Source organism: Telluria sp. ZT3P26 (assembly GCF_059686035.1).
In genome coordinates this window covers 301,781-320,678 of record NZ_JCASII010000004.1, presented here as the reverse complement: position 1 = coordinate 320,678, position 18,898 = coordinate 301,781, and the positions used below count along the sequence as shown (strand labels likewise).

The 18,898-nt window shown below is 61.7% G+C and carries 12 protein-coding genes; 3 read left to right on the top strand and 9 right to left on the bottom strand.

The annotated features are described in order from the left end of the window. The first annotated feature begins 3 nt into the window (after positions 1-3). On the top strand, positions 4-1,236 hold the full coding sequence (locus tag AC56LN_RS15155; RefSeq protein ID WP_258836492.1) for a type II secretion system F family protein: 1,233 nt from the start codon (positions 4-6) through the stop codon (positions 1,234-1,236). 261 nt (positions 1,237-1,497) lie between these two features. After that, on the top strand, positions 1,498-2,514 hold the full coding sequence (locus AC56LN_RS15150) for a S41 family peptidase (protein WP_499572886.1): 1,017 nt from the start codon (positions 1,498-1,500) through the stop codon (positions 2,512-2,514). 167 nt (positions 2,515-2,681) lie between these two features. Here AC56LN_RS15150 and AC56LN_RS15145 read toward each other — a convergent pair whose 3' ends face one another. Further along, positions 2,682-3,236 carry a hypothetical protein gene (locus tag AC56LN_RS15145; RefSeq protein ID WP_499572885.1) on the bottom strand — a complete coding sequence of 185 codons (555 nt, stop codon included), beginning with the start codon at positions 3,234-3,236 and terminating at the stop codon, positions 2,682-2,684. A 1,297-nt stretch (positions 3,237-4,533) separates the two neighbouring features. Between AC56LN_RS15145 and AC56LN_RS15140 the strand changes: the two genes are divergently transcribed. Then, positions 4,534-5,265 carry a choice-of-anchor K domain-containing protein gene (locus tag AC56LN_RS15140; RefSeq protein ID WP_499572883.1) on the top strand — a complete coding sequence of 244 codons (732 nt, stop codon included), beginning with the start codon at positions 4,534-4,536 and terminating at the stop codon, positions 5,263-5,265. A gap of 344 nt (positions 5,266-5,609) precedes the next feature. On the opposite strand, the gene AC56LN_RS15135 is transcribed toward AC56LN_RS15140, so the two are convergent. From AC56LN_RS15135 to AC56LN_RS15100, 8 genes are all read right to left on the bottom strand, one after another. Further along, on the bottom strand, positions 5,610-6,227 hold the full coding sequence (locus tag AC56LN_RS15135) for a 4'-phosphopantetheinyl transferase family protein (RefSeq protein WP_499572881.1): 618 nt from the start codon (positions 6,225-6,227) through the stop codon (positions 5,610-5,612). A 2-nt stretch (positions 6,228-6,229) separates the two neighbouring features. Then, positions 6,230-10,261 carry a Pls/PosA family non-ribosomal peptide synthetase gene (locus AC56LN_RS15130; protein WP_499572879.1) on the bottom strand — a complete coding sequence of 1,344 codons (4,032 nt, stop codon included), beginning with the start codon at positions 10,259-10,261 and terminating at the stop codon, positions 6,230-6,232. Positions 10,262-10,400: 139 nt separating this feature from the next. Then, complete coding sequence (locus AC56LN_RS15125) at positions 10,401-12,050, bottom strand: methyl-accepting chemotaxis protein (protein WP_499572877.1); 1,650 nt, start codon at positions 12,048-12,050, stop codon at positions 10,401-10,403. A gap of 210 nt (positions 12,051-12,260) precedes the next feature. Beyond that, complete coding sequence (locus tag AC56LN_RS15120; RefSeq protein ID WP_499572875.1) at positions 12,261-13,286, bottom strand: porin; 1,026 nt, start codon at positions 13,284-13,286, stop codon at positions 12,261-12,263. 30 nt (positions 13,287-13,316) lie between these two features. Next, entirely contained in the window at positions 13,317-14,021 is a 705-nt protein-coding gene (locus AC56LN_RS15115) for a MarC family protein (RefSeq protein WP_499572873.1), read from the bottom strand. Between the two features lie 338 nt (positions 14,022-14,359). Next, positions 14,360-15,748, bottom strand: coding sequence for a c-type cytochrome (locus AC56LN_RS15110; RefSeq protein ID WP_499572871.1), 1,389 nt, complete (start codon positions 15,746-15,748; stop codon positions 14,360-14,362). Positions 15,749-15,760: 12 nt separating this feature from the next. After that, the gene (locus AC56LN_RS15105; RefSeq protein WP_499572870.1) at positions 15,761-17,536 is read right to left on the bottom strand and encodes a GMC family oxidoreductase; all 1,776 of its coding nucleotides are present in this window, start codon (positions 17,534-17,536) and stop codon (positions 15,761-15,763) included. 2 nt (positions 17,537-17,538) lie between these two features. After that, a complete protein-coding gene (locus tag AC56LN_RS15100; protein ID WP_499560066.1) occupies positions 17,539-18,264 on the bottom strand; it encodes a gluconate 2-dehydrogenase subunit 3 family protein in 726 nt (241 codons plus the stop codon). Positions 18,265-18,898 lie beyond the last annotated feature (634 nt).

Genomic DNA, 18,898 nt, shown 5'->3' with positions numbered 1-18,898 from the left:
CCTATGGCAACTTCCCTATCCCCCAAGAGCCGCGGCGCACAGGTCAAGGAGAACGTGTACGCCTGGGAAGGCAAGGACAAGACCGGACGGACCGTGCGCGGCGAAGTGCGCGCCGGCGGCGAAGCGATCGTCAACGTGACCCTGCGCCGCCAGGGCATCATGGTCACCAAGGTCAAGAAGAAGGTCTACCGCAGCGGCAAGAAGATCACCGACAAGGACCTGACCATGTTCACGCGCCAGCTCGCGACCATGATGAAGGCCGGCGTGCCGCTGCTGCAATCGTTCGACATCGTCGGCAAGGGCCACGGCAATCCGTCGATGGCCAAGCTGATCCAGGACCTGCGCAACGACGTCGAGACCGGCACGAGCCTGAACCGCGCGTTCCGCAAGTTCCCGCTGTACTTCGATCCGCTGTTTTGCAACCTGGTCGGGGCCGGCGAACAGGCCGGTATCCTGGAAGACCTGCTCACGCGCCTGGCGATCTACAAAGAGAAAACGCTCGCGCTCAAGGGCAAGATCAAGTCGGCGCTGACCTACCCGATCGCCATCCTGGCCATCGCGTTCATCGTCACCGCGGTGATCATGATCTGGGTGGTGCCGGCCTTCAAGCAGGTGTTCGAAAGCTTCGGCGCCGACCTGCCCACCCCGACGCTGGTGGTGATGGCGATCTCGGACTTCTTCGTCACCTGGTGGTACCTGATCTTCGGCTCGATGTTCGCCACCGGCTACTTCTTCTTCCAGGCCTGGCGCCGCTCACTGAAGATGCAGCAGGCCATGGACCGCCTGCTGCTGCGCCTGCCGATCTTCGGCCCCGTGATCCGCAAGGCCACCATCGCGCGCTGGACGCGCACGCTGGCCACCATGTTTGCCGCCGGCGTGCCGCTGGTGGAAGCGCTCGATTCGGTCGGCGGTGCGTCCGGCAATGCCGTCTACCTGGAAGCGACGCGCAAGATCCAGAACGAGGTCAGCACCGGCACCAGCCTGACGGCATCGATGCAGAATGCCGACGTGTTCCCGAACCTGGTGATCCAGATGGTGCAGATCGGCGAGGAATCCGGCTCGCTGGACGCCATGCTGGGCAAGGTGGCCGACTTCTTCGAGGAAGAAGTCGACGAGGCTGTGGCGGCGCTGTCGTCGCTGATGGAGCCGTTGATCATGGTGATTCTGGGCGTGCTGATCGGCGGGCTCGTGGTGGCGATGTATTTGCCGATCTTCAAGCTTGGGTCGGTGGTGTAAGCAAGGCGTGCAGGTTTTCGGAAAACGTTGCGGTGAACGCGCCGTGGCGTTCACGCTGGTCGCTGTCGTTGTACCTCTGTTCGGGGTAGAACGACAGCGTCAGTACGGTTATCAAAAAACCTGACATTGAACGGCCAGGAATAGCGTTTCCGTGCTTGTGAAAATGTGCGCATCTTCACCACGTTGATTGTGCCAAACTTTTGATCCTGCCCTCTTCTGGAAGCCGATCTCAATATGCATCGAGCATGTAGCATCGCGGTCATGGCCGCCATGTTTTTCACGCCCGCCGTTGGTGCTGAAGCACCTGCCAACACCCTGTCTGTTTCGTTGGCACGTGACGTCGCCAGCAAGACGGTCGCGCTTGTCGAAAGCCGTGGCCTGTACCCACGCCAGCAGGCGGAATACGACCGGGCCAGGATGGCACTGCTGGCCATGCTCGAGGGTCAGCAGTCGGACATCGACCAAACAGAGCTGTACACACGCATCACCGGTCTGCTGGCGACCCTCGACACGAACGGGCATAGTTTCCTGATCCCTGCACGCCGTGCGTTGACCACACAGCGCACGCAATCAACGTCAAGCGATCTTCCACCGGCCACCTTCCAGGTGCTGCAAACAAGCCAAGGCAAAGTACTGCGCTGGACACCGCCGCCTGTCGTCAATAGCACCATGACGGCCCTTGGCCCCTATCTGACACGCTTTCATGACGAGGCCGGCACAACGCCCGACATCGCCGACGCCTGCGCCCTGGTGGTCGACCTGAGCGAACAGACTGGCGGGAATGCCTGGCCGCCCCTGGTGGCAATGTCGCCATTGTTCAGCGGTACAAACAACGCGATGTGGGTCGACCGCGACGGCAAGCGCACGGCGCTGGTGAATCGTGCCGGCCTGGAAGAAATGCGCCACAGGACGGGGGAAGGCCGTGCCAATCCGTTACGCCGCTTCGACAAGGGACCGATGGCGGTCGTCACCGACAAACGCACGTCGAGTGCGGGGGAAATGTTGTTGATTGCTCTGCTCGGCGAGGCCAGAGTGCAGACGTTCGGCGGCACGTCGTCAGGGATGACAACTGCCAACGCGACCTATCCTTTGCCGGATGGCTCGACCCTGGTGCTGACGCAGTCCCGATATGCCATTGGAGACGGGCCGGTGATTCGTGGAGGCATTGAACCGATGCGCCAGATTCACCAGGGAGACAGTTCAGTTGATCGGGTTGCCAGCGCTGCTGAATGGGTGGCGGCAAACTCCGCCAGCTGTCGCCCCATCGAGCACAGGTAACAGCGATCGAACAAAGCCGTTGGACGTTCGGTTCGGGCCGGCAGCTGCGAGTCGAAACATGTCGACAACTTGCTGCGCTGTGAGCGGCCGGTTTCAGCCAGGATTGGGCCAGTACGGCTCGGTCTCACGTTTTTGATCAAAGGCTGCTCTAGCGACGATTCGGTCAGTTATGCCAGATCGCGCCTGGAGCGGACTTTGCGCCACAGTGCGCGCCCGACGCTGTGAATCGCCCACGACAACAGCGCGATCACGGCGCCGAATAGTGCAGGCAAAACCGGCCCGATCACGAACCCCATACCGAAAACAAAGCCGAGCAGATACTCGCCATGCCACAGGCGCAGCACCAGGGCCAGGGCTAGCAGACCGAAGAAGGCGTAGTCGACCAGCATGCTGCCATGCGAGAACAGCAACGACAATGCGAGGCCATAAGCCAGAGCGCACACGAACGCGACCAGCGCTGCAAAACCGTTTGCGCTACGCGCAGCGCTCCTCTCAGCGCGGCGACGTAACTGGCTCATGGTCCACCACGTCAGCAGCGGAATCACCAGCAGCCCCCACCAGTTCGAGACGGCGGGCAGATCCGGATTCGCCAGCAGGTGGTGGGATCGAACGCCACCGTTCAGGTATTCCCATGCCAGGATGCCGGCTTCGGCACCGAACGCGAGCAAAGTCAGCAGGAAGCGGCGATCATTGACTGAAACGGCTGGCATGATGTCCCTCAATGGCAAGTCGATAAAGTGGCCGACGCTAAGCCACTGACGCAGATTGCGTGTACAAGCGGTTCACGCTACCAGAATCCACTACCCGAATCTACGGCCCGGATCGATTCCATGCCGGCGTCATATCGTGCACATGGAACGAGCGCCAATCAGCATCAGCGCATGTGTAGCCGGTATAGCCAGGGTCAGGTCTGACATTTGGACACGGACTCTTCCTTTGTCCAGTGACAGGGCATTGATAAATAGACTTTGTTAAAACGCGTGTCTGAATGCCGGACCCGGCCCTGTTCGTTGTGACTCTGCTCGTTGCGCGCCAGTGAAAAGCAATACCAGATATTTCCCAGCCCGGTGGTCCCTCCGTGACTAGTTGCATTCGAAGCGCCTGTGCGGAGGACGCGCCATTCTCTTCCAGCCGCGACGACACGTCGCCGTACAGGCGCTATACAAAGTATGCGGCCACGAGAGGTCTTGACGACCCGCGCATCCTCCAGCATCGGCAAATGACGGAAAATCGCGACTTTTATCGTCCATCCTGTCTGCGCCAGTAAAACGCTCGGATTTCTGATTTTAATTCCCAATACCAAAATTTGAATGAAGCATGTGACAGAGGCGACCATCTAGCACTGCCAGTTCCCGCACTCACAACATGCTTCCCAGAAGAATTAAATCGTCACACCTAGAAATCTTATCTTTAGGAATTAGTTGAAAGAATGCACTAACTAATTTTAAATTTATTGCCGAGAAGTTTTCAGAAAACTGTCACGGCAATATTTTGGCCTTTACTGTCGATTAACTTTACACCTACTATTTTAACGTTCCACTGACGACAATCCACCGGACTAGAGGTGTGAACATAGTTTTATTTAAAGCTTTTTGGCGCCAAGTCGTCATTCCACTGTCGGTTTATTTTACAAAGTAAAAAATTTACTGAAAGTTTATTCTTAATCAATCAATGAGTAGTTGACCAAGAAAACCTCCTTTTTCGTTGATATAAGACATGAACTGCTGAAATTTATCGTTTGCTTTTGATTAAGATCAAACACGACTATCTAAATTTCTGGTAGTCGCTAGCGATACCAGATAGATGACTTAATTTTTATCATAAAAAGTATTTACATGCATTCTGAAACAAACAATAAATCCTTTTCTAATCAAACACTTATAATGCTGGTATGGTTTTCGCTTTACTCATCAACATCTCCACTCTGAAAGCGAAAATATCACCACCAACCGTCAAAACGTTAATTCATTAGATTTTAAAAATCATAAAAATTCAAAACTCTCATTGAAAGGACATCAAATGTTTAATATTCGTTCAGCAATCATCGCTTCAGTCCTCGCCATCCCAGCGCTCCTGACTGCAGGAATGGCAAGTGCGGCTATTGTTACAGGCAACTCCGGGGGTACTTTTTCAAATATCAGCAATTGCGGCGGAGCACCAAATTGCAGAATTAATAACACTTCAAACGGCAATGCCACGCAACTTGAATGGGGCTATGAGAATGGGAATAACGGCTCTCCGGGCTCGACATTAACGGCCGTAGACCGAAGCTGGAGCGTGCCTACCAACGCGAATGACGTGATCGTGGCCGAACTCGTCTGGTTCAACCGTCCGACATCAGACAATGCGACGCCAGATTCTTTTAATGCAAACTATTTTCTGAGTATCGTTTTCTCCAGTCCAAACGCATCAAATGACCAGGAGGTTTTCAACTTGAACATCACGAATCCATCCAATCCCACAGGCGACAGTCTCAGCGGATTGATGCTGGCTGACCTTGCAGGCCTTTCATTCTCCCTGAATGGCGTTACGGTCTCTGACATAAAGTATTTGCTAAACGGCGGCGCCGGCAGCACCTTCAACTCGAACGTCTGGTATAACCCGGAAGACACAACGTCGAGAATGTACATCACCGCCGATTTCACGAACGAAGTGCCTGAGCCGGGCTCGTTAGTTCTCCTCTCTGCAGGCCTCTTCAGCGTCAGCATGTTGCGCCGGCGTCGGAAACACGACACGGACAAGCAAATCTGATCGTGGACTCCCTCACAACACCTCAGCTATTAATGTCGCGGTACACGGCTCGGGTGCTGTGGGGGATTGCCAGGGAAATGCTGATTCATTCAGCCTCTCCTTTCCCAGATCGTGCAGCTTCCTGAAACGATGACAGCTGGTTTCTTACCTGTCATAGATCACGCAAAAAAGCCTCTACAAACTCGAACTCGCCGCCAAGAAAAAGAAACCGCAGCGAGATGCTGGCTCGCCGAGATCGCCAGACCAAGTTGCAAATGTAGTTGCCAATCTTTCAGCCGGGTTTGGTGGTGCAAGCGAGGTCTTGCAGGTTCTCCGTGCAAGACCATCATCAGATTCAATCGCCATCAGACAGATGTGTTTGCCCGCAGCGCGACATACCCCACATAGCCTTCTGGCAGAGCCAGCGGAAAGCAGCGGCAGGCCTGCAGCGCAACGGCGCGCTCGTCGCACCACTCGCTTAGCTGCAAACCGAGGCACTTCAGGCGGGCCTCGTGCTCACTCCATGCGTGCGCAAACGCGGCATCCCGCTCGCCATCGGGCCGGGCTGCCAGCTTACGGGCTGCGCCCGGTCCCAGGTAATCGCGTGCTACCGCCCGCCAGTCCGGCACAGGCGAGATCGACATCACGTCGATGCCGACCGCACCACGGAAGGAAAAAGCCGCTACCGAGATATCGCCGTCATGGCTGATCGACAGCGCAACCCGCTGCTCCCCCGCATCCAGCGCCACGATCGCCCAGGGCGCAACACCCTGCGGGGAATGCAGTGCGATCCGGCCGGCATCGATGCCGGCATGCGCGGCCAGCGCCGCTGTCAGGACAGCGCGGATGCGCAGCCGGGCAGTTTCACGGTCTGATTCGCGTGCTGACTGCCCGCGCACACCGAGTAAAGCCAGGCCGCGTGGTTCAGCGAGCGGGGAACCCCTCGCGTCGCCAGCCCAGCAAATGGCCAGCGGCTTCGCCACACTCACCCCACCGCCCGCAATGGCGCCGCAGGCAGACCAACCCAGCTCGTCGCGGCTGGAATATGCTCGCCTTTCATCACCAGCGTGAGTGGTCCCAGCCGCGCGTTATCCCCCACCCGGGCGCTGTACAGCACCGCGCTGCGCGGACCGAGATAGACCTTGCTGCCGATATCCACCCGGTCGATCTTCATCACCCGGTCTTCGAACAGGTGGGTCTGCGGACAGGACAGCGCATTGAGTTCGCTGTGGTCACCGATGTGCACACAGTCGAACTCGGTGATGTCGGTGGTGTCCATGTACACGCCCTTGCCGATGTGGCAGCCGAGCAGGCGGAAGGCCACCGGCAGCCATGGCGTGCCGCGCAGATAACGCATGAAGTTGGGAACCGCAATGCCTTCATACATATTGGTCACGCCTTCGGACAGCCACACGAACGGCGTCCACATCGGCTCGGCGCGCTTCTCGTAGCGGCCCAGCAACAGCCACTTGAAGGCCAGCACGAACAGGTAGTTACCGATGCCGTAGGCCAGCCCGATCAACGCCAGGTAGGCGATGACAGCGCCCCAGTGCCCTGCACCGGCAATGGGCATCAGGTCCAGCACCACCGTGTAGCCGACGGCAATCACCATCGCATGCGGCGCCACGATGCGGAAGGCTTCCACCAGCGCACGGCCTACGCGGCGCAGCAGGGATGGCCGGTAGGTCAGGTGTTCCGGATAACCGCCGACCTGCTCGCGCGCAGGCAGGCGGATCGGGGGCGAGCCGAGCCAAGTGTCGCCGGCCGTCATGCGCTCGTTGTCCGGGGCGTGGGTGTGCACGCCCACCAGCACGCCCTCCGGCAGGATGGTGCCGTCCGGGATGTAGCTGCCGTTGCCGACGAACGAGCGGTTCGACACGACGGTCGGTTGCATCGTCATCCAGCCGCCATCGACATGTTCGTCGCCCAGCATCACGGCATCGGCGATGAAGGTTTCATCCCCCAGCGTCAGCATGTCCGGCACCACGCCCAGCGCGGTGGAGATCTCGGCATCGCGGCCGACCTTGGCGCCCAGCAGGCGGTACCAGAACGGCGCGTAGACGGTGGCGTAGATGCCGTGCAGGACGTTCAGGCTCGACTCCTGGATGTGGCTGACCAGCCACTTCTTGCAATAGGCGTTCGAGTGGACGGCGTAGCGGCCCGGCTGGATGCGCGGCAAAAAGCCCCAGCGGATCGCCGCCGACACCAGCATGGTCAGGAATACCAGCACGGCACTGGCCGGCAACGCCAGCACGAAGTAGCGCACCAGCTGGCCTTCGATGGTGCTCGCCTGCAGCCAGGCCAGCGCACCGCGCTCGTCAAACCAGTCGATCAGCACGAAGCTCGGGAACACCGGCATGAAGAACAGCGTCGCAACCAGCAGGATGCCGAAGACGAAGAACAGCGCTTCGCCTGCGCGGCGCGGCTGGCTGGTGTGCGGGCGCGGCGGCAGTGCCGATGGATCGAAAGCATCAACATCACGTGCCGGAGAGCCCTTCCAGACGCGGTTCGCGGGCACGACACCACCGTCCTGCAGCGCCGACTGGCCCTCGAGGTGGCCATGCCGCTCCACGCGGGTATTTCCTTCCAGTATGGCGTACGACGACACGAACGCGTCGTCTTCGAGCGTGACACGCCCCAGGAGCAGGCGGCCGCGCTCCACGCGCGCGTTCTCGATATTGACGGCATTGCCGATGCTGACGTTGTCGCCAAACTGCAGCAGTTCGGGCGCGCGCACCGTCATCGAGCCGATCACGACATCATCGCCAATTCTCGCGCCCAGCAGGCGCAGCCACCAGGTGTACAGCGACGACCCGGCCAGCAGGTAGGTGGGCGCCGCATCGATCAGGCGGTCGGCCAGCCACCAGCGATAGTACGTCATGCCCCACAGGGGATACGAGCCGGGCTTGAGCCGCCCCGCCACGAGCCATTTGCCGCCAATGGCCAGCACGAATTCCATGATCGTCGCCAGCAGGAACACGCCGATCGCCACCGCGACCGCCCGGGGGACGCTGTCGCCGGGCGCGCCGGTCATGGAGTGGTACGCGAAGAACGGCGCCAGCCACTGCGCCATGCGCAGCGTCACCAGCAGCGGGAAGACCGCCAGCTGGGCCAGGCCGCAGACCCAGCGTCGGGCTGCCGGCGGCGGGGTCCAGTCGGCCTCCATCGCTGCCGTTCCCGCGCCCTGATCAAGGCTGGCCGCGATTGCGCCAACCTGGCGCTTCTGGTAGATGTCGCCCACCGTCATGTGGGCAAAGCGCGGATCCTGGCGCAACGCGCTTGCCAGGCGCGCGGCAAAGAACGAGTGGCCGCCCAGGTCGGAGAAGAAATCCTGCTCGCGCCGGATCGGCTGGCCCGGGAACAGTTGGGCAAGGGCCGCGAACAACGCAGTCTCCCCCGCTGTTTCCGGCGCGTCCGATGCCGCCAGGTCACCCGGCAGCGGTGCGCTCAGTGGCATTGCCTTGAGGACCTTGCGGTCGATCTTTCCTGAAGTCAGGCGCGGCATGACCGCGAGGACTTCGAAGCGGCTCGGTACCATGTAGGGCGGCAGGCGGCCGGACAGCGCCGTGCGCAGCGTGGCGCTCGCAAGCTGTGCGTCGGTCGCGGCCGGCGTCGGCACCAGATAGGCAACCAGGCGGTCGATGCCATCGTCCTTGCGCAGCAGGACGGCGGTCGTGCCGATGCCGTCCTGCTGGGCCAGCACGGCCTCGATCTCGCCCAGTTCGACGCGAAAACCGCGGATCTTGACCTGGTCATCGGTACGGCCCAGGCACACGACCTGCCCGTCCGGTTCGATGCGCGCGAGGTCACCCGTGCGGTACAGGCGCGCATCGTCGCTGCCAGAGGCCCAGGGGTTGGGCAGGAATTTCTCGGCAGTCAGATCAGGGCGGCCCAGGTAGCCGGCAGACAGGCCGGGACCGGTGATGCACAGCTCCCCGGTGGCGCCGCGCGGGAGGATCTGAAGGCCCTTGTCGGTCTCGGTCGCGATGACCAGCAGCCCATAGTTCGGGAGCGGGTCGCCGATGGTGATCGTGCGCCCCGGTTCCATGCGCGCCAGGCTGGCCGACACCGTCGCTTCGGTCGGGCCATAGGTGTTGAACATGACACGGCCGGGCCGGGAGAAGCGCTCGACCACGGCTACCGGGCACATCTCGCCGCCCAGGTTGATGATGCGCAGGCTCGGGACGTCCTGGGCGAACAGGGACAGCAGGGTCGGTACCGCATGCAGCACGGTGACGCCGTTGTCGGCGAGCAGGCGCGGCAGCGCTTCCGGATCGCCGGCGGCTTCCTTCGGCCCGAGCCAGAGCGTCGCGCCGGCCAGGTAGGAAATCCAGATCTCTTCGAACGACATGTCGAAGGCGACCGAGAATCCCTGGTAGACCCGGTCGTCCGCACGCACGCCCAGCACCGCATTCTCGCTGCGCAGGAAGTGGCAGATGCTGCGCTGGTCGATCAGGATGCCTTTCGGCTTGCCGGTCGACCCCGACGTATAGATCACATAGGCCGGCGCGCTCCCCGGGACCACGCCGCGGCGCTGGAGCACGTAGCCATCCGCTGCCGGCAGCAGCAGGTGCTCGGCCATGTGGACGGGTTGGGTAATGCCGCCGAGGCGCTCGCGCATCCGCTCGCTGGTCACCAGCGCCGGCGAACCGGCGTCCGTCATGCAGACCAGCAGGCGCTCGGCCGGCGTATCTTCGTCGACCGGCAGCCAGGCGGCGCCGGTCTTGGCGATCGCCGCCTGCATGATCAACAGGTCGATCCCGCGTGGCATCCACAGGCCGACGATATCACCCGGCCCGATGCCCGATTCAATCAGGCGCGAGGCGGCCAGGCTGGCCTGCTCGTCGAGTTCGCGGTAGCTGAGCTGACGGGCGCCGGACACAAAGGCGGGCTGGTCAGGCGCACGCTGCGCGCTGGCTTCGAGCAGGTCGGCCAGGATTTCATCGCGCAGCAACTCGGGCTGGTGGGGTCCGTACAGGATGTCGGGGTGCTGCGTCGAGGAAATGGAATTTTTCATCGGGAACACATATGGCTGAGACGCGTTTACGCAAGGCGGCTGTCAAACAAAAATTCGGCCGCCACGGCGCGCCCGGCAACTCCCACAAGCCACTGGAATGATCGCGTCCCAAGCCCAATGAGAAACGCGATCGGGTTATTCATGCGCGCAGTGCCGGCAAGGCCCGCGACGATACGCGTGCGGCCCCACCCTGCTGGGCGACTGGTCCGTTGGTCTTGAAGGACGACACCACGTGCGCCAGCTGCGCTGCCTGGTTCTGCATCGATTCGGCGGCAGCTGCCGCTTCTTCGACAAGGGCCGCGTTCTGCTGTGTCACCCGGTCCATCTGCACGACGGCGGCGTTGATCTGCTCAATGCCCGATGATTGTTCGGCGCTGGCGGCACTGATATGAGACATCACATCGTTCACACGGCGAATACTTTCGACCACCTCGGTCATTGTGGCGCGGGCGTCGCCGACGAGTCGTGTCCCTTGCGCGACCTGCACCACCGATTCATTGATGAGGGCCTTGATTTCCCTGGACGCGCTCGCGCTGCGCTGCGCCAGCGTGCGCACCTCGCCCGCCACCACGGCGAAGCCGCGCCCCTGTTCACCCGCACGCGCGGCTTCGACCGCAGCGTTCAGCGCCAGGATATTGGTCTGGAACGCAATGCCGTCGATGACGCCGATGATGTCGGCGATCTTGCTCGAATAGCGGTTGATGCCGTCCATGGTGTCGACCACGCCGGCGATCACTTCCCCGCCACGAACCGCTACCTGGGAAGCCTGCGCAGCCAGCGCATCGGCCTGGCTGGCGTTGTCGGCATTCTGTTTGACCGTGGAAGTGAGTTCCTCCATCGATGCTGCGGTTTCCTCGAGCGACGATGCCTGCTCTTCCGTCCGGGACGACAGGTCCTGGCTGCCCACCGCCACTTGTCCGGAGGCGGTTGCGATGGTTTCGGTGCTGGTCCGGACACGTTCCACGATGCCGGCCAGGCTGTCGTTCATCTGCTTTAGCGCGCTGAGCAGTTGGCTGGTTTCATCCTTGCCGCTGACGACGATGACGCTCGTCAGGTCGCCCGCGGCGACGGTCAGCGCCACCGATACCGCCTGGCGCAGCGGCTGCACGATGCTGCGCGTAATGGCGACGGCGCAGACGGCGGCGATGGTCAGCGCCACCAGGGCAACCGTGGCCATCGCCAGCCGTGCAGCGGTGGCGCTGTCGTCGGCCATCTGGATGCTGGCGTTGGCAATGGTGTTATTGAGAGCGACGATCTTTTCGAGTGTCGCTTCGGAGCGCAGGAACAGCGGTTCCGCAGCGCCCACCTGCTGAAAGAACACCGCAAACAACGCTTGCTGCCGTTCCGGGGAAGTATTGCCTGCAAGCGCGGTCACGGTACGCGCAACCTGTTCTTCAGCGACTTTCCAGGACTTCCACTCGCCCTGGAACTGATTCCAGAGTACGGTCTCTTCAGGCGTCTGTGGCAGAGGCTCATACAGGCGCCAGCCGGCATCGATCCGTTCCCAGGCCCTGCGGCGCTGCTCGAGAATAGCCTCAAGCTGCTGCCGGGCGTCAGGATTGGTCTGGTACAGCGCTACCGACATGTCGTGGCCCTTCACCGCCGTCTGTCCTTCGCTGACTGCCAGCAGCCCGTGGATCGACGGCAGGCGCACATGCCCCACTTCAGCGCCTGCAGCGGAGACCCGCTGCAGGCCAATATGGGCGCTCCAACCGAACGCGATCATTGCAGCGAGCATGATCGCGACGAGCAAACCGAGTTTGCGGGTGACGTTAAGATTTTTCAGCATGATTCGACAGGCCGTGATACGAGATAGGGGATGGCATCCATTGTCACCCGCCTCGCATGAAGTTTCCTAGAGGAAAATTCGCTGAGCGTGTTCGATGTATCGCTTCTCGCAACACGTTGGTCGTACAGGCCTGTGCAGCAACCTGAAGACCGCTGTGGTTTTCATGCAACCGAGGGACTGTCGCTTTGTCGGACACCCCTGCCCGCCACGTCAAAAATCGTAACGCAGCCCCACCGCCAGCGCACGACCACCACGCACACTGCCATCCACGTCCGCCAGACCGCCACGGCGCGCCGTCAGCGCCGCCGTCTCGGCTTCGTGATACAGCTCGGCAAACAACCTGGCGTCGCGCGACAGCGCGTAATCGATGCCGAGGTGGATGATCTCGTCACCGTAGTTATCCACCTTCGCGAGCATCAGCTTGATCGTGCTCTTGCCCAGCGCATAGTGGCCATACAGATTGATGGCGCGGTTGCCATCGGTCGAGAAGCTGCCTGGCTGGCGGTTGCCCGTCTCGAATGCCTCGTACTTCACTGCGAGGTACAGGGCATCGGCCTGGTGGCTCAGCGTGACGCCGTAGATGCGGTTCTTGCCATAACCGGCGTCGCCCCGGTCATCGACCCCTGCCGCCAGGCGGGTGTCGCCGCGTACATACGTCGCCACGGCCTGCCAGCGGCGGTCGTCGATGCGCGAGGTCGAGCGGCGGTTGCCGCTGCTGGGGGCATAGCCTGCGCCGAACGACAGGCCGTTGTAGGCCGGTGTCGTGTACGCCAGCGTCTTGGCCACCCGGAACACGGTGTACGTGGCATAGCCGCTGTAGTACGTGCTGAACATGTCCACCGGCGCCGCGACCGCGTTGTAGTAAGGCATCCACTGCTGGCCGTAGGTGAGCGCGCCGAGCGTGCCCTTCACGCCGACGCTGGCGATGCGGATGGGTTCATCCTGGTCATACGGATCGCGCAGCCTGGCGTTGGCGACATCGACCGGCAGTTCGACCTGGCCGGTGAGCGCCAGGCCCGCATTGATCGGGTACTTGCCGCTCACGCCCACGCGCGAATACGCGTCGCGCAGGCCGGTGTAGGAATCGGCACGGTCGGGGTGGACCGATTCGACCTGGGTGCGCAGCGAGCCATAGAAGTCGAGCTCCGGCGTGTCCTGGGCAACTGCGGCGCTGCAGCTCAGGCAGCCCGATAATGCCAATGCCAGGCGCACTGGCGGATGGGTGAAGAAAGTCATCGATGGTCTCCAGAGGTCAGGACCATAAGGTCACATTAAAACAGCAAGATGGGTGGCCACCGGCATCAGCCCGAGCACCAGTTCACGCACCCCGTCCCAGACGATCTGTACGCCCAGACACAACAGGATGAACGCGGTCAGGCGCAGGAAGACGGCGGTGCCGGCTTCGCCGATCAGGCGCAGGAAGTGCTCGCCGTAGCGGAACGCCAGGTACAGCAACACGCCAATGAGACCCAGGGCAACCAAGGCGCCGCCCATGCGCGCCAGGGAAAACACGACCTTGACATCATGCAGGGCCACACCGACCGTGATGGCGACGGCAATCGAGGCCGGGCCACAGCTGATCGGGAACGTCAGCGGATAAAAGGCTTGCCGCTGGGCGTGTTCTGGCGTGAAGGTCTCGGCCAGGGAGGCCCGGCTGTCGGGCGTGGCAGGCGTCGCCCCGAGCAGGCGCCAGGCAACGGACGCCAGGATCAGCCCGCCGCCAATGCGGACGATGGGCAGCGAGATGCCGAAAAAATCGAGGACATACGAGCCGATCAGCATCGAGCCGGCCATCAGCCAGAACATGTTGCGGGCGATGCGGCGTGCCAGCAGCGTGCGGATCGTCGGCGATGCGCCTTCGGTCAGGCTCAGGAAAATCGGCGCGGTCGCGGCCGGATTAAGGATTGGCAACATCGTCACCAAGACAAACAGGAAGCTCCTGGCAGCAACTAGAACAAGTTCGATGGTCATGGATGGTCCGGCAGCCCCGTCAGGCTGAACTCGGTCGCCAGCGCCTGGCGCCGCTGGCGTGGTGGTTGTTGACGTGCACACCTTCAAGCGAAACACGACGCGTGCCGATGTCGAACCTGCCGTCGTCACGGGGGCTCTTGGTCTCGCAGCATAAACTGTACAGGAAGGTCGGGCGGGATGGACACACTCCTGACGTCGCTCCGTGGTGTGCGAAAGCGGGTTGAACGCGTGGGCGGGAAACCCGCCCACCCTACCGTAAAAAAAAAGCGGCGCCGCCGGTACGCGGCCATCGAATGACCGTGTACCGACGGCGCCGCCGTCACGCTACCACTGCACGCTTAGTGCCTGGTATCGCCCTTGTCCATCTCGTGGATCTCGTGGTCCTTCAGTGCCTTGCGCACCTTGGCCACATCGGCTGCGCCCACTGGCGCGGCCTTGTTGCCCCAGGCATTGCGCACGAAGGTGGTCAGGTGCGCCGTGTCTTCGTCCGACAGACGCCACGCGAAGCCGGGCATGCCCAGTTCCGATGGCGCCGTTTTGGTCGATGGCAGGCGTGCGCCGGCCAGGATCACGCGGATCAGCGAGCTCGGGTCTTGCTGCAGCACGGTCGGGTTGCCCGGCAGCGCAGGGAACACATTGCCCGATGCCTTGCCGTCGACACGGTGGCAGGCCGAGCAATTGTCCAGGTACAGCTGGACACCGCGCTGGCTGTCGTCGCCGCTCATGATGGTGTCGACGGTTGCCGTGCTGGCCGTGAAGCTGGCTTTCTTGTTGCCCGTGGCCGGCAGCGTCTTGAGGTAGCCTGCCATGGCGCTCAGGTCGGCATCCGTCATGTTCTGCGTGCTGTGCAGGACAACGTCCTGCATCGGCTCGCCGAGCACGCCGGAATGGCTGTTGCGACCGGTCTTGAGGGTATCGACGATATCCTTTTCGCTCCAGTTGCCCATGCCATCGACCTTGTCACCACGCAGGTTCACTGCGAGCCAGCCGTCGATCAGCGGACCGCCAGCCAGGTACTCGGGACCGGACTCGTCCAGCGCCAGCTCGTTGAGCGTGGCGGCGCGCGGGGTGTGGCAGGTGCCGCAGTGACCCAGGCTCTGGACCAGATAGGCGCCGCGCGCGATGCGCTGGTCAGCGTACTTCGACAGGTCCATCGGGCCCTGAACCGGCACGAAGGTCTTGCGCCAGATGCCGAGCGGCCAGCGGATCGACAGCGGCCAGCGGATGTCGGCCGCGCGGTTCGCGGCGCTTGCCGGCGCCACGCCGTGCATGAAGTAGGCGTACAGCGCGCGCAGGTCGTCGTCGCTCATGCGGGCGTACGACGGGAACGGCATCGCCGGATACAGCGTGCCGCCGGTCGGCGTGATGCCGTGGCGGATCGCACGATCGAAATCGTCCAGCGAGTAGTTGCCGATACCGGTCGTCTTGTCCGGCGTGATGTTCGTCGAGTACATATTGCCGATCGGCGACTGGATCACGCGGCCGCCCGCGAAGGCTTTGCCGCTTGGCGCCGTGTGGCAGGCGATACAGTCCGAGGCGGTGGCGACATAGCGCCCCTTCTCGATCAGGCCGGCATCAGGCCTGGCGCCTGCTGCAAGCTGCGGACCGGGTTCGATCTTGCGCGTTTCGGTCGGTGCGACAGCGTAGCCGTACATGCCGGCAACCACCAGCGCGCCAACGATGCCAAGGGTCAGGAGGACTTTTTTCACAGGTTTTTTCGTCGTCATCTGTTTGTCCTCTTATGCCTGGACCAGTGGGCCTGGGTTCTTGATGTACTGCTCGCGGATCGCCTTGGCACACCAGTACGCCAGCGCGCCGACCATGCCGGTCGGGTTGTAGCCATTGTTCTGCGGGAACGCGTTGGCGCCCGGCGCGAACACGTTCGGCACATCCCACGACTGCAGGTACTTGTTCAGGGCCGACGTCTTCGGGTTGTCGCCCATGATGGCGCCGCCGACCGTGTGCGTGCTCTGGTACTGGTTGATGTTGTAGTGGCTGCCCGCCTTTTTCGCATCGCCCTTGATGGCCAATGGATTGAGCACCTGGCACATGTCCTGCGCCTTGCCGACCAGGTATTGCGACGCGATGATTTCGTTCTCGTGCCAGTCGAACGTCATGCGCAGCAGTGGCCGGCCGAAACCATCCTTGTAGTTCGGGTCGAGGTCGAGATAGGCATCGTCGTACGACATGCAGGAGCCCTGCACTTCGAAGTAGAACGAGTGACGCATTGCATCCTTGGCGCCCTTCTTCCAGTCGCTGCCCCAGCCCGGTACGCCCGGTGCGGTCGCGATGCCGCGCACTGGACCGCCGCCCGGCTGGCGCGCCCAGATGATGCCGCCGCCGATGAAGCCGGTCTTGGTCGGATCGTTGCGGTTGCCGTTCAGGTCATCGAACGTCGCACCGCCGCCGCCAATGCCCATGAACTGGTTGGCGTGCACGGTCTCGTCGAAGAACAGCGAGACGCGGTTCAGGTTCTGGTACGAGTAGTTCTTGCCGACGGTACCGGTCTTGGTGACAGGGTCGTACGCCGGGCCAATGCCCGAGAGCAGCATCAGGTGCACGTTGTAGAGAGCAAACGCGGCCAGGATGACGATGTCCGCCGGCTGCTCGGTCTCGCGGCCCTGAGCGTCGAGGTAGTTCACGCCGGTGGCCATCTTGCCGTCCGGCGTCAGGTTGACCTTCATCACTTGCGCCATCGTGCGCAGGTCGAAGCCCTTGCGGCCACGCAGCACCGGCAGGATGTTCGCGTTCGGGCTCGCCTTCGAGTAATTCAGGCAGCCATAGTCGGAGCAGAAGCCGCAGAAGTTACATGGCCCCATCTGGCAACCGTACGGGTTGACATAGGTGCCCGAGGCGTTCGAGGCCGGGATCGGGTATGGGTGGTAACCCATCGCGTTGGCGGCCTTGTAGAAGTATTCGGCGCCGAGGTAGTCCGGGTTTGGCCCGAGCGGGAATTCGCGCGAGCGCGAACCTTCGTACGGATTGCCGCCGGCGACCTGCGCGCCATTGATGATGCCGCCCTTGCCCGAGGTGCCGCACACGTATTCGAAGTGGTCGAAGTGCGGTTCCAGATCTTCATACGTGATCGGGAAATCCTGGATCGACATGCCGGCCGGCAGGATCTTCTTGCCGTACTTCTGTTCCATGATGCTGCGGATCTTGAAATCCTCCGGCAGCGCGCGGAAGTGGCAGCCCGACCAGTGCGAACCGGCACCACCGACGCCGGTGCCCGGCTTGAACGAACCCATGCGGCGCATCGGCACGGCCGACGTCGTGCCGTTGTGGCGGATCGCGATGGTTTCCTGCGCCAGCGACTGCAGGTACTTGCGGTGCACCGAGCCTTCGAGCTCATCGATCACGCGCGGGTAGGCGAAGTCGGGCTGCGTATCACGGTCAGGACCGCGCTCGAGCACGACGACGTTCATGCCGGCGTCCGTCAATTCCTTGGCAATGATGGCGCCAACCCAGCCCATGCCAACGATCACTGCATCTGTTTTTGGTTTTACGATTGCCATGCTTATCCTCTCCGTCCCGCCAGATCGACCGGTCCGAGCGGATACGGTTTGTCGCGAATCTTGACCCACTCCAGATAATCGCCCCGCATGCCGGGGTAGCCGATCATCTTCCATGCGCCCATGTTCTTGTTGCCGCCGTGGCTCGGGTCGGCAAAGTAGCCGGCGCGCACTTCGGCGAGGAAGTCAGCGAAGAACAGCTTCGACGAAATGTCGGCCAGCTTGATCTTGCCTTCTTCGAGATCCTTCAGTACCGCCTCCTGCATGCGCAGGTCGAGGTCGGCAAACGCCTTGCCCGAGAAGCTGCTGGCGCAATGCGCGTCGACGGCCTTGATGCCCACGCGGATGATGTCCTTGAGCGCCAGCTTGCCCTGGTAGCCGAATTCGGACGTCGCTTCGAGGAATGGCCCCTGCATGTACCAGATCGCGCCGGCGGCGTATGGGGTCTGCATATGGCGGTCGAGGAATTCCGGCACGCCCAGTTCGACGGCGCCAGGGCCGTGCTGGTCATGCGGGATCAGGCGATCGACGGCGGCGATGACGAATTTCCACTCGGTCGCGGTGAAGAATTTTGGGGTGTAGGCGTCAGGCTTGCCTTCGGCCGGCGCTGCGGCCGTCGCGTTGGGCAAATTCTGCTGGATTGCTGCTGCCGCGCCCGCACCCATCGGCACGAAGACCAGGGTCTTGATGAGCGTGCGGCGCCGGGAAGGAGATTGCTGGTCATCGGACATAATGTCTTTGCTCCATATTGACGTTGGATATATATGCTTCAGGCATCTCGCATGATAACCACGCTGATCCTGATGCGCCATTGAAAATCCCGGCGCCGGAATCGGCGCAATCGATTATGCGTCGTGGATTGATGCCAGTTTTCGGTCATTCAGCCGCACCCATTGCCGCAAGCGGGAAATACCGTTCATTCAGTCGCTATATTTACAAATGAAACATTCGAAATTTCAGAAATTTCAAAGGTTCGAGTAAATTGCCTGTATTACACGCTCTATCGGAATGCTGCAGTGCAAGACGTGATTGACGTGGCCATGCGACTGGTGCCACCGTCAATACGAATGTGTCTGGATATGCCGGATGCTGGCATCCCTGCTGGTGCGCAAGGTTCACAACGCTCGACGCAATCAGGGCTTCCGATCGCTGAGCTTTCCTGTGATCTTCCGTTGGCACCGCGTCGCGCGACACCCATCAGGCACAGGTAAAAAATTTCACACGTTGCATAAATGAAACACGATCAGTGCCGGATTCGCGGCATGCCAAGGGCATTTCACCCGCCTTCATCCAGTCGATAATCGCCGGGATAATATCAATGAAATAATGTTTGCATGTTATTTGCGCGACAATATATGGGAGCAA